A 12,669-nucleotide genomic window follows, 5' to 3' on the forward strand; every position below is an offset into this window, starting at 1 on the left:
CGAGGATTTACCTACTGGCCCGGCGGAAGTGAAAGGCGCAAAGTCCGGCGCGGAGAGACTCGTGCCATGGGCGATCTGCTTCACGCGCTGAGCAGCCGGTTGCACACGCATCGCGCCCAGACCAGGGAGCGGGCGCGGTCGACGCGGGCGTTCAACTGCCGGTGCGGCAACCCGATTTTCTTCGACAACAGCCTTTGCCTGCCGTGCAATGCGAAGCTCGGCTATCTGCCTGACGAAGGCCGGGTGGTGACGCTGGACCCCGGGCCGCGGCCGGGCACCTGGACCACGCACGACCGCGACGAGGTGCTGGCATTCTGCGCCAATCATGACTCCCCGGCCGGCTGCAACTGGCTGACCAACGCCGACACACCATCGCCTTACTGCATATCTTGCCGCCTGAATCGGACGATCCCCAACCTCTCCGAACCGGATAATGCGCGTTATTGGCGCGAGATGGAGCAGGCCAAGCGCCGCATGGTTTCGCAACTGATCGGCTTCGCCTTGCCGATCCGTTCGAATTGGGAGGATGCGGAGAACGGCGCATTCTTCGACTTCCTCCGCTCGCCCCCCGGCGGACCGCAGGTGATGACCGGGCATGCCTCGGGCGTCATCACCGTCAATGCCGAGGAAGCCGACGATGCAAGGCGCGAGCAGATCCGCCATGCGATGCGCGAACCCTATCGCACGCTGCTCGGCCATTTCCGCCACGAGATCGGCCATTATTACTGGGACCGGCTGATCTGGGGGACCAAGTGGCTGGAGCCGTTCCGCGCGTTGTTCGGCGACGAACAAGCCAGCTATGCCGAGGCGCTAAAGCGCAATTATGAACAGGGGCCGCCGCCGGACTGGCCTTTATCCTTCATCAGTTCTTACGCGACGATGCACCCGTGGGAGGATTGGGCGGAAACCTGGGCGCATTACATGCACATCATGGACAGCGTCGAAACGGCGATGAGCTTCGGATTGAGCGCCGACGATACCGAGTGCGCGATCGTCCCGTTCGGCAAGGATGCGCTTTACGCAGCCGACGACCCCGATGCCGACGATTTCCTGCGCATGCTCAACGGATGGCTGGAGGTGACGCTGGTGCTGAACGAGCTGTCGCGCTCGATGGGCCAGCCCGACATCTATCCGTTCGTGCTGTCCAACCCCGCGGTCGCCAAGCTGCATTTCGTGCAGATGGTCGTATCGGAGGCGCCGCTCGACATGGAGCTTTGAGGGCGCGGCATCACCTTTTGAGCCGGCACCTGCTTCGATAGAGGAATGGCGCGCCCGGCAGGATTCGAACCTGCGGCCCCAAGCTTAGAAGGCTCGTGCTCTATCCAACTGAGCTACGGGCGCGTGCCGTCCGCCGCCTTAGAGCGATTTCGAGCCGGGTGGAACCCGGCGGCTCGGAAATCGCGACACAAGGGCCAGAGGCTTTCGTAGATGAACGAAACCTCTGGGCAGCGGACGGTGCGCCTTTTTACTCGGCCGCGACGGCGGCCGCTTCGGCCTCGTCGCTGAGCGGATGATCGAGCCTGGAGACCATTTCCTTGGGGCAGACCTGCCAGAAATGGTGGCGCCAGCGATCCCAATCGTCGAGCACGGTGTTGGACCATTTGCTGTCGGTCGCCACCGCATGTTCGGCGATCAGCGACTTCAGGCGCGTTTCCCAATAGGTCGATGCCAGCCGCTGCCAGAGGATGCTTTCCGGGTTGGCGCGATCGGCGAAATCGCCCTGCTCGTCGAGCACGAAGGCCATACCGCCCGTCATACCGGCGCCGAAATTCTGGCCGACCTTGCCGAGGATCACCGCGGTGCCGCCGGTCATATATTCGCAGCCATTGGCGCCGCAGCCTTCGACGACGACGGTCGCGCCCGAATTGCGGACGGCGAAGCGTTCGCCCGCCTGGCCCGCCGCATAGAGGCGGCCCGAGGTTGCGCCATAGAGCACGGTGTTGCCGAGGATCGTGTTCGACTTGCTTTCGAGCGGTGAGGACACGGTGGGACGCACCGTGATGATCGCGCCCGACAGGCCCTTGCCAACATAATCATTGGCGTCGCCGAACACTTCGAGCGTCAGGCCCTTGCAGGCGAAGGCGCCGAGCGACTGGCCGGCCGAGCCGCGCAGGCGGACATGGACATGGCCGTCGGCAAGCTTTTCCATGCCGAAGCGACGGACGATTTCCGACGAGAAGCGCGTGCCGACCGCACGGTGCGTGTTGCGCACCGTGTAGGTGAGCTGCATCTTCTCGCCGCGCCCGAACACGGCCTTGGCGTCCGCGATCATCTGCGCGTCGAGGCTGTCCGGCACTTCGTTGCGGAAGGTCGGGATGTTGAAGCGGCGCTTGTCATCGGGCGCATCGACCTTGGCGAGCACCGGATTGAGATCGAGATCGTCGAGATGTTCGGCGCCGCGGCTGACCTGGCGGAGCAGTTCGGTGCGGCCGATGATCTCGTCGAGCGAGCGGACGCCCAGCTTGGCGAGGATCTCGCGCACTTCCTCGGCGATGAAGGTCATCAGGTTGATCACCTTTTCCGGCGATCCGACGAACTTCTTCCTGAGCGCCTCGTCCTGCGTGCAGACGCCGACCGGGCAGGTGTTCGAATGGCACTGGCGGACCATGATGCAGCCCATTGCCACCAGCGACAGCGTGCCGATGCCGAACTCCTCCGCGCCCAGGATCGCGGCGATGACGATGTCCCGCCCGGTCTTGAGGCCACCGTCGGTGCGCAGCTTGACGCGATGGCGCAGGCCATTGAGCGTCAGCACCTGGTTGGTTTCAGTGAGGCCCATCTCCCAGGGCGTGCCCGCGAACTTCACCGAGGTCTGGGGCGACGCGCCGGTGCCGCCGACATGGCCCGAGACGAGGATCACGTCTGCATGCGCCTTGGCGACGCCGGCCGCGACCGTGCCGATGCCCGCCTGGCTGACCAGCTTCACGCAGACCCGCGCGCGCGGGTTGATCTGCTTCAGATCATAGATGAGCTGGGCGAGATCCTCGATCGAGTAGATGTCGTGGTGCGGCGGCGGCGAGATCAGCATCACGCCGGGCGTCGAGTGACGGAGCTTGGCGATCTGGGCCGTCACCTTGAAACCGGGAAGCTGGCCACCCTCGCCGGGCTTGGCGCCCTGGGCTACCTTGATCTCGATCTCCTCGGCCGCGTTCAGATATTCGGCGGTGACGCCGAAGCGGCCGGACGCGATCTGCTTGATGACCGAGTTGGCATTGTCGCCATTCTCGTATGGCTGGTAGCGCGACTTGTCCTCGCCGCCCTCACCCGACACCGCCTTGGCGCCGATGCGGTTCATCGCGATCGCCAGTGTCTCATGCGCTTCCGGCGACAGCGCGCCGAGCGACATGCCGGGGGTGACGAAGCGCTTGCGGATCTCGGTGATCGCCTCGACCGAATCGATCGCGATCGCTTCGCGCGCCCAGTTGAATTCGAGCAGATCGCGCAGATAGACCGGCGGCATATCCTTCACGCCGCGGGCGAATTGCAGATAGGTCGAATAGCTGTCGGTCGCGACTGCCGTCTGCAACAGGTGCATGAGCTGCGCCGAATAGGCATGCGCCTCGCCACCGTTGCGTTGGCGATAGAAGCCGCCGATCGGCAGCGTCGCCACGGCTTCGTCGAAGGCCGCGTCGTGGCGCATCTTCGCCGAGAGCTGGAGCGAGGCATAGCCTTCGCCCGAGATCTTGGCCGGCATGCCGGGGAACAGATCGTTGACGAGCGCGCGCGACAGGCCGACGGCCTCAAAGTTGTAACCACCGCGATAGCTGGAGATCACCGCGATCCCCATCTTCGACATGATCTTCAACAGACCATCGTCGATCGCCTTGCGGTGGCGCTTCAGGCATTGTTCGAGGCTGAGATCGCCGAACAGGCCGCGGGCCTGACGATCGACGATCGCGGCTTCGACCAGATAGGCGTTCACCGTCGTCGCGCCGACGCCGATCAGCACCGCATAATAATGCGTGTCGAGGCATTCGGCCGAACGCACGTTGATCGACGCGTAGGAGCGCAGCCCCTTGCGGACGAGGTGGGTGTGAACCGCCGCAGCCGCGAGGATCATCGCGATCGCGATCCTGCCGCTGCCGATATTCTCGTCGGTCAGGAACAGTTCGGTCTTGCCTTCGCGAACGGCCTTTTCGGCCTCGGCACGGACATGAGCGATCGCGTGGCGCAGCGCATCCGGGCCGCCATCGACCGCATAGGTGCAATCGATCTCGGCCGCGTGACTGCCGAAATGGCTCTTGAGGCGCGCCCAGTCTGCACAATCGAGCACCGGTGAATCGAGCACCAGCACGTTCGACTGCTGCGCCTCGACATCAAGGATGTTGGCAAGGTTGCCGAAACGCGTCTTGAGCGACATCACCTGCGTTTCGCGCAAGCTGTCGATCGGCGGGTTGGTCACCTGGCTGAAATTCTGCCGGAAGAAATGGCTGACGAGCCGCGGCTTATCCGAGATGACGGCCAGCGGCGCATCATCGCCCATCGAACCGATGGCTTCCTTGGCATCCTCGACCTGGGGCGCGAGGATCAGTTCCATATCCTCCATGGTCTGACCCGCTGCGACCTGGCGGCGGATCAGTTCGGCGCGCTCGTAACGCGGCGTGGCGTCGGCCACCGCCGGCAGATCATCGACGCCGAGGAAATCCTTGACCCATTCGCCATAAGGCTGCTCGGCCGAGATGCGATCCTTGATCGCGCGGTCGTCGTAGAGCTTGCCCTCTTCGAGGTCGATCGCGATCATCTGGCCTGGGCCCATCCGGCCCTTCCGGATGATCGAGCTTTCGGGGACGACAACCATGCCGGTTTCCGAACCGACGATCAGCAGATTGTCCGCGGTCTGGGTCGTGCGGAGCGGACGCAGCGCATTGCGATCGACACCGGCGACCGCCCAGCGGCCATCCGTCATCGCGAGCGCGGCCGGGCCGTCCCAAGGTTCCATCACCGAGGCGAGATAGGAATACATGTCCTGGTGCGGCTGCGGCAGATCGGCTTCCTGCCACGCTTCCGGCACCAGCATCAGCTTGGCGGTCGGCGCGTCGCGGCCCGAGCGGCAGATCGCCTCGAACACGGCATCGAGCGCGGCAGTGTCCGACGCGCCGGCCGGGATCAGCGGCTTGATCTCTTCCGAATGCTCGCCGAAGGCCAGCGAGGCCATCTTGATCTCGTGACTCTTCATCCAGTTCTTGTTGCCGCGGATCGTGTTGATCTCACCATTATGGGCGAGATTACGGAACGGCTGCGCCAGCCACCATTGCGGGAAGGTGTTGGTGGAATAACGCTGGTGGAAGATCGCGACGCGGGAAACGAAGCGCTCGTCCTTGAGGTCCGGGTAGAAGACCGACAGTTCCTCGGCGAGGAACAGGCCCTTGTAGACGATCGACCGGCACGACAGCGAGCAGACGTAGAAGCCCTGGATCTGGGCCTCGATCACCTTGCGCTCGATACGCCTGCGGATGAGGTAGAGATTCTTCTCGAACTCGGCCTGATCCATCTCCTCGGGCGTCGGCCCGGCGATCATGATCTGCTCGATTTCGGGGCGGGTGGCCTGCGCCTTCTCGCCGATCACCGAAACATCGACCGGCACCTGGCGCCAGCCATAGATGGTGTAGCCGAAATCGATGATCTCGGCCTCGACGATGGTGCGGCAGGTTTCCTGCGCGGCGAGATCGGTGCGTGGCAGGAAGATCATGCCGACGGCGAGACGGTTCGGCATCGGCCGGTGGCCCGACGCGTCGATCGCATCGTCGAAGAAACGGACCGGCAGGTCGACATGGATGCCGGCGCCGTCGCCGGTCTTGCCATCGGCATCGACCGCGCCGCGGTGCCAGACCGCCTTCAACGCATCGATCGCGGCCGTCACCACGCGACGCGACGCCTTGCCATCGGTCGCCGCGACAAGGCCGACGCCGCAGGCATCGCCCTCCATCTCGGGGTGATACATGCCTTCGGCGGCGAGGCGGGTGCGCTCGGCTTCGAGGACGGGGTTGGGCTGGTCGTAGGTCATCTTCATATCCCCTCGGGGGTATTCTTGCTTCCGTTGGCGCGTGGGATCACGCCGCCACCTTCTCACGGGCCACGCTGGCCTTCGCCTTCAGGAAGGCGTGCATCCGTTCGGCGACATCGCGCCCGTCGCGGATCGCCCAGACGACGAGGCTGGCGCCGCGGACGATGTCGCCGGCAGCGAACACGCCTTCGAGGCTGGTCTGCATCGTCTTGTGATCGACGCGCAGCGTGCCCCAGCGGGTGACCGAAAGCTCCTCGGCATCGAACATCTTGGGCAGATCCTCGGGATCGAAGCCCAGCGCCTTGACGACGAGATCGGCATCGACGCGGAACTCGCTGCCGGGATCGGGTTCCGGCGCGCGGCGGCCCGAGGCGTCGGGCTGGCCGAGCCGCATCTTCGCGGCACGAACCGCGGAGACGTTGCCGTCCTTGCCGTCAGCCTCGAACGCTTCCGGGGCGGAGAGCCAGACGAACTCGACGCCTTCTTCCTCGGCATTCGCCACTTCGCGCTGCGATCCCGGCATGTTCGCCCGGTCGCGGCGGTAGAGGCACTTCACCGACTTGGCGCCCTGGCGGACCGCGGTGCGAACGCAATCCATCGCCGTATCGCCGCCGCCGACGACGACGACATTCTTGCCCGCGGCATTGAGGCTGCCATCCTCGAACGCGGGCACCGCATCGCCGAAGCTCTTGCGGTTGGACGCGATCAGATAATCGAGCGCATCGACCACGCCGGACGATCCGACGCCGGGCGCCTTGATCGCGCGCGGCTTGTAGACCCCGGTGGCGATCAGGATAGCATCGTGCCGCTCGCGCAGTTCTTCCATCGTCGCGTCACGACCGACCTCGAAGCCGAGGTGGAAGGTGATGCCGGCCGCCTCCAGCCGCTCGACACGGCGCATGACGACATGCTTTTCCAGCTTGAAGCCGGGGATGCCATAGGTCAGCAGCCCGCCGGCGCGATCGTGCCGGTCATAGACATGCACTTCATAACCGCGCGCGCGCATCAGTTCGGCGGTGGTGAGGCCGGCCGGCCCCGCGCCGATCACGCCGATCGACTGGCCGCGATCGGGCAGCGGGCGGATCGGCTCGACCCAGCCCTGCTCCCACGCCGTATCGGTGATGTATTTTTCGACCGAGCCGATGGTGACGGCGCCATGGCCGGAAAATTCGATGACGCAATTGCCTTCGCACAGCCGGTCCTGCGGGCAGATGCGGCCGCAAATCTCGGGCATGGTCGAGGTCGCGTTCGACAGCTCATAGGCTTCGCGCAGCCGGCCTTCGGCGGTCAGCCGCAGCCAATCGGGGATATGGTTGTGGAGCGGGCAGTGCGTGGAGCAATAAGGCACGCCGCATTGCGAGCAGCGCGAGGACTGCTCCTCGGCCTTCACTGCTTCATATTTGCGCGCGATCTCGCCGAAATCCGCGTTGCGCTCATCCGCCGGCCGCTTGGCCGGATAGTCCTGACCCACCCGGACAAACTTGAGCATGGGGTCGTTCGCCATGAAACCATTCTCCTGTCGAGCGGCCCAATGACGCATCGAAAGAACAGAGTCACGTCGAATCTGCGCAATAGGTCAGTATATGAGACCTATTATTTAGATATTCCGTTTGAGATGAACGGCGAGATCGCCTCCGTGTAATTTTATAAGTCCGTTTCGGTCCTATCGCGCCAGCAGCCAGACGAGAGCGATGGTTCCGGCGACGATGCGATACCAGGCGAAGGGCGCAAAACCGTAGCGGCTGACGATGCCGATGAACCAGCGGATCACCACGAGCGCGACGACGAAGGAGACGACAAAGCCCACCGCGATCGCCGACCAGTCATCGCTGCCGAGCGCACCGCCGCTCTTGTAGAGATCGTAACCCGAAGCCGCGAGCATCGTCGGCACGGCGAGGAAGAAGCTGAACTCCGCCGCCGTCTTGCGCTCGACGCCCAGCCCCAGCGCGCCCATGATCGTCGCCCCCGAACGGCTGACGCCGGGGATCATCGACAGACATTGGACCATGCCGATGCCGAGCGCGGTCTTCCACGTCATCTCCTCGACGGTATGGGTGGTGGGCTGGCGCACCAACCGCTCGATCAGTAGGATCGCGATACCGCCGACGATCAGCGCGACCGCGACGATCTCGGGCGTTTCCAGCATCGCCTTGACGATCTTGTAGACCATCAGCCCGATCACCGCCGACGGCAGGAAGCCCAAAGCGATATTGCGGGTGAAGGCGATCGCCTTGGCATCGCCCCTGGTCAACCCGAGGAACACATCCCAGAAGCGCCGCCAGTAGAGGACGATCACGGCGAGGATCGCGCCGAGCTGGATGACGATCTCGAACGTGCCGGCCGCTGCCGAATTGAAACCCAGCAGTTCGCCCGCGAGGATCAGATGCCCGGTCGAGGAGACGGGGATGAACTCCGTCAGGCCCTCGACGATGCCAAGGAGGATGACGACGAGAAGCGCAGGAAGCATCGGCAACAGCTTTCGGCCGGGAGGGGCGCGGGAGTGCGGACCTCTGGGGAGGTGCGAGGGGCCGGGATGCCCCTCGCCGGATCAGGCGGCGCTTGGCTTGGCGAAGCGGCCGTGGCGCCTATACTGGACCAGCCAGCCCGGCGCGATCGCTTCCAGCGGCGATGGCTGGATGCCGAAGGCCGCGAAGCCTTCGGCGCCGGCGCCGACGACATTGTCTTTCTGCAGCATCAGCCACTGATCCCAGGTGATCGGCGCGCCCGGAGCCCAGCCGCCGATCCGCGCCATCAGCCGCGCGGCCTGATCGGGGATCTGCAGGATCGCCGGATCGCGGCCAGCCGCCTTGGCGATCCAGGCGTTGAGATCGGCCATCGAGATCGTCTCCGGCCCGCCAAGCTCGAAAGTGCGGCCGCCGAACGTGGTCGGATCGAGCGCCGCCATCGCGATCGCCCGGGCGACATCCGCGACGAACACCGGCTGGAACTTCGCTTGCCCCCGAATCACCGGCAGCACCGGCAGGCGGGCCATGTTGGCGAAGCGGTTCACGAACTGGTCTTCGGGCCCGAAGATGATCGACGGACGGATGATCGTCGCGTTGGGGAAGGCCGCGCGCACCGCCGCCTCGCCTTCGCCCTTCGAACGGGCATAATGCGATTCGGCCGTCGCATCGGCGCCGATCGCCGAAACCTGGACGAGTGCGCCAACGCCGGCGTCGCGCGCGGCCTCGGCTATGTTTCGGGCGCCGGCGACATGCAGCGAATCGAAATCGCCCTTCAAAATGCCGACCAGATTGATCACCGCATCCGACCCGGCGACGACGCGGGCGACGCTATCCGCCTTGGTGATATCCGCCGCGGCGAACTGGGTCTGGCCGAGGCCACCCAGCGTCTTCACAAACCAGGCGCGCTTGGGATCGCGCTCCGCCAGGCGCACGCGGGCGCCCGCCTTCAACAATTCCTGCGCGACATAGCGGCCCAGAAAACCGCCGCCGCCGAACAGGGTAACAAGTGCCGTCATGTCCGTTTCCCGAATGTCGTGAAAATTTCCGTTCGCAACTGCAATGCCGGGCACAGCGCGTGTTGACAAGCACCGAGAGCCTCCCCTAAAGGCCGCCGCCTACCCCGTGCCCAGATGGCGGAATTGGTAGACGCACCAGCTTCAGGTGCTGGCGATCGCAAGGTCGTGGAGGTTCGAGTCCTCTTCTGGGCACCATTTTCCGATCCGAGGACGTCCACCGGCGTCCGTCAAGTGGATCGGAAATAAGGAAAATTTCCACTATTCTGTCCGGCTTGGTTCGGGTGGGTTTACCGACAGATAACCCCATTTTGGGGTTATCTCGGGGTCATCTTCCACCCGGTTTTCGGATGGAGATACCCATGGCGCTCACGGCCATTGCGATCAAGAATGCCCGCCCTCGTTCCAAACCCTACAAGCTCGCGGACGAGCGCTCACTCTACCTGCTCGTCAGCCCGAACGGATCGAAATATTGGCGGCTACAATATCGCCATCTCGAGCAGTACAGGACGCTCGCGCTCGGCGTATGGCCTGACGTCAGCCTTGCCGAGGCCCGCGATAAACGCGACGCCGCTCGCAAGCAGATTGCGGACGGCATCGATCCACTTGCCGAGAAGAAGCGCCGCCGCGCGCTCGCCAAACTCGATGCTGGCAACACTTTCCGCTCGGTCGCCGAGGAGTGGGTCGAAAAAATCACTCGGGAGGGTCGGGCGGAAGTCACCCTCGAGAAAGTTCATTGGCTGTGAATCGGCGTGGAATATTGACCCCGTTTCTGGGGTGATCGGCGTGCAAAATTGACCCCCTGAACATGGCCGGTTCAGGCTTTCGCGCTTTGGCGCGGGAGCGAGCGGGGGATGCTGATCGTGGAGACGGTAGCGCGGATCCGCCGCGAGTTTTTCGTGAAGGGCAAGTCGATCAAGGAGATCGTGCGCGATCTCGGCGTATCGCGGAACACGGTGCGCAAGGTGTTGCGTTCGGGCGCGACGGCATTTGCCTATGAGCGGACGGTGCAGCCGTTGCCGAAGCTGGGGCCGTGGGCCTCGGAGCTGGAAGGGTTGCTGGAAACGAACGAGCGCAAGGCGCGGCGCGAGCGGCTGACGATGATCCGGATCTTCGAGGAGCTGCAGGGTCTGGGTTATCGTGGCGGCTACGACGCGGTGCGCCGATATGCGGCGGGCTGGCATCGCGGGCGGTCGGCAGCGACGGCCGCGGCCTATGTGCCGCTGAGCTTCGACCCGGGCGAGGCTTACCAGTTCGACTGGAGTCACGAGGTTGCGATCATCGGTGGTGTGCCGACGACGGTGAAGGTCGCGCACATGCGGCTGTGCCACAGCCGGATGTTCTATGTGCGTGCCTATCCGCGCGAGAGCCAGGAGATGGTCTTCGACGCCCATGACAAGGCGTTCGCCTTCTTTGGCGGGGCCTGCCAGCGCGGCATCTACGACAATATGAAGACGGCGGTGGACGCGATCTTCGTCGGCCGCGAGCGCCAATATAATCGCCGCTTCCAGCAGATGTGCGCGCACTATCTGGTCGATCCGGTGGCCTGCACGCCGGCGTCGGGGTGGGAGAAGGGACAGGTCGAGAATCAGGTCGGCTTGGTGCGGGAGCGCTTCTTCACGCCCCGGCTGCGGTTCAAGAGCTATGGCGAGCTCAACGCCTGGTTGGAGGATCGCTGCCTGGCCTATGCCCGCCGCGCAGCGCATCCCGAGCTCAAGGCGCAGACGATACAGGAGGTGTTCGAGCAGGCGGACCGCCCGGCATTGATCGCCTATCGCGGGCCGTTCGACGGCTTCCATGCGCTGCCGGCATCGGTATCGAAGACGCTGCTGGTCCGGTTCGATTACAATAAATACTCGGTCCACGCGAAGGCGGCAGGACGGCCGGTCGAGATCCATGCCTATGCCGACCGCATCGTGATCCGCCAGGACGGCGAGAGCGTCGGCGAGCATGTTCGGCGGTTCGGGCGCGAGCAGACGATCTACGATCCGTGGCACTATGTGCCCGTCCTCGCGCGCAAGCCGGGCGCGTTGCGCAACGGTGCCCCCTTCAAGGAATGGGATCTGCCGCCCGCGATCGAGCGGGTCCGGCGGCGGCTTGCCGCCCATGCCGATGGCGATCGCCAGATGGTCGGCATCCTCGCGGCGGTGGTGAGCGACGGGCTGGACGCCGTGGATGCGGCCTGCGCCGAAGCGCTCCTTGGCGGCCCGATCAGCCGCGATGTCGTACTCAACATCCTGACCCGCCAGCGGCAGCCGCCGGCGCCGCTCAACATCGCGACGCCCGAAGGGCTGCGACTTGCCCATGAACCTATTGCCGACTGTGCCCGATATGACAGCCTGAGGAGGTCTTATGGAACGCCACGAGATCCTGGACATGATGGCGACGCTGAAGCTGGCCGGCATGCGCCATGCCTATGACGAGGTCGTCGCCGATGCGGTGAAGCGGCAGCACTCCGCCCAGCGCGTGATCGGCGACCTGCTCAAGGCCGAGATCGACGAAAAGCAGGCCCGCTCGATCAAATATCAGATGACGATTGCCAAGCTGCCGCTGGCGAAGGAACTGGCCGGCTTCGACTTTACCGCCACCCCGATCAACGAGCCCCTGGTCCGCGACCTTGCCACCGGCGGGTTCCTGACCAGCCAGCGCAACGCCGTCCTGGTCGGCGGAACCGGCACGGGCAAGACCCATCTGGCCATCGCGATCGGCTGCGCCTGTGTGCGCAGCGGTGCCAGGGCCCGGTTCTACAATACCGTCGACCTGGTGAACCGGCTCGAAGCCGAAGCGCGCGCCGGCAAGCCGGGGCGGATCGCCGACCATCTGTCGCGGCTCGATCTCGTGATCCTCGATGAGCTCGGCTATCTGCCGTTCGCCCTCTCCGGTGGCCAGCTCCTGTTCCACCTCGTCAGCCGGCTCTATGAGCAGACCTCGATCATCGTCACCACCAACCTTGCGTTCGGCGAATGGCCCAGCGTGTTCGGCGACGCCAAGATGACCACCGCACTGCTCGACCGACTGACCCACCATTGCGACATCGTCGAGACCGGCAATGAGAGTTGGCGCTTCAAGAGCCGCGAAGCCGCCTAACCCCTTCCCCCGGACCCCCATCCCCCGGGTTGACCCGGTGGGCCCACAGGTACCTCCCACGGACGCCGCCGCCAGCGCTCCTGACGGCGCGCGGCGTCGT

The 12,669-nt window shown here is 64.8% G+C and carries 8 protein-coding genes and 2 tRNA genes; 5 read left to right on the forward strand and 5 right to left on the reverse strand.

What is annotated here, in order from left to right; all coding sequences use genetic code 11:
- The first annotated feature begins 66 nt into the window (after window positions 1-66).
- Entirely contained in the window at window positions 67-1,218 is a 1,152-nt protein-coding gene (locus tag ACFB49_RS16255) for a putative zinc-binding metallopeptidase (protein WP_380872301.1), read from the forward strand.
- A 46-nt stretch (window positions 1,219-1,264) separates the two neighbouring features.
- Here ACFB49_RS16255 and ACFB49_RS16260 read toward each other — a convergent pair.
- The 5 genes from ACFB49_RS16260 to ACFB49_RS16280 form a co-directional block, all read right to left on the reverse strand.
- Window positions 1,265-1,341 (reverse strand) — tRNA-Arg (locus ACFB49_RS16260).
- A 124-nt stretch (window positions 1,342-1,465) separates the two neighbouring features.
- Complete coding sequence (gltB, locus tag ACFB49_RS16265; RefSeq protein WP_380872303.1) at window positions 1,466-6,010, reverse strand: glutamate synthase large subunit; 4,545 nt, start codon at window positions 6,008-6,010, stop codon at window positions 1,466-1,468.
- 40 nt (window positions 6,011-6,050) lie between these two features.
- Entirely contained in the window at window positions 6,051-7,508 is a 1,458-nt protein-coding gene (locus tag ACFB49_RS16270) for an NAD(P)-dependent oxidoreductase (RefSeq protein ID WP_380872304.1), read from the reverse strand.
- Window positions 7,509-7,667: 159 nt separating this feature from the next.
- Complete coding sequence (locus ACFB49_RS16275) at window positions 7,668-8,471, reverse strand: undecaprenyl-diphosphate phosphatase (RefSeq protein WP_380872305.1); 804 nt, start codon at window positions 8,469-8,471, stop codon at window positions 7,668-7,670.
- Window positions 8,472-8,552: 81 nt separating this feature from the next.
- Complete coding sequence (locus tag ACFB49_RS16280) at window positions 8,553-9,485, reverse strand: complex I NDUFA9 subunit family protein (protein WP_380872306.1); 933 nt, start codon at window positions 9,483-9,485, stop codon at window positions 8,553-8,555.
- 108 nt (window positions 9,486-9,593) lie between these two features.
- Between ACFB49_RS16280 and ACFB49_RS16285 the strand changes: the two genes are divergently transcribed.
- The 4 genes from ACFB49_RS16285 (at window position 9,594) to istB (ending at window position 12,569) form a co-directional block, all read left to right on the forward strand.
- Window positions 9,594-9,680 (forward strand) — tRNA-Leu (locus tag ACFB49_RS16285).
- A gap of 164 nt (window positions 9,681-9,844) precedes the next feature.
- Window positions 9,845-10,228: an Arm DNA-binding domain-containing protein gene (locus tag ACFB49_RS16290; protein WP_380872307.1), complete on the forward strand. Its 384-nt coding sequence runs from the start codon at window positions 9,845-9,847 to the stop codon at window positions 10,226-10,228.
- Between the two features lie 108 nt (window positions 10,229-10,336).
- On the forward strand, window positions 10,337-11,902 hold the full coding sequence (istA, locus tag ACFB49_RS16295) for an IS21 family transposase (protein WP_380871757.1): 1,566 nt from the start codon (window positions 10,337-10,339) through the stop codon (window positions 11,900-11,902).
- The gene (gene istB, locus ACFB49_RS16300) at window positions 11,835-12,569 is read left to right on the forward strand and encodes an IS21-like element helper ATPase IstB (RefSeq protein ID WP_380871756.1); all 735 of its coding nucleotides are present in this window, start codon (window positions 11,835-11,837) and stop codon (window positions 12,567-12,569) included. Before istA ends, istB begins: the two co-directional genes overlap by 68 nt.
- The last annotated feature ends 100 nt before the right edge of the window (window positions 12,570-12,669 follow it).

Origin of the sequence: Sphingomonas sp. DBB INV C78 (assembly GCF_042693015.1) — a bacterium.
Lineage (GTDB): Bacteria > Pseudomonadota > Alphaproteobacteria > Sphingomonadales > Sphingomonadaceae > Sphingomonas_E.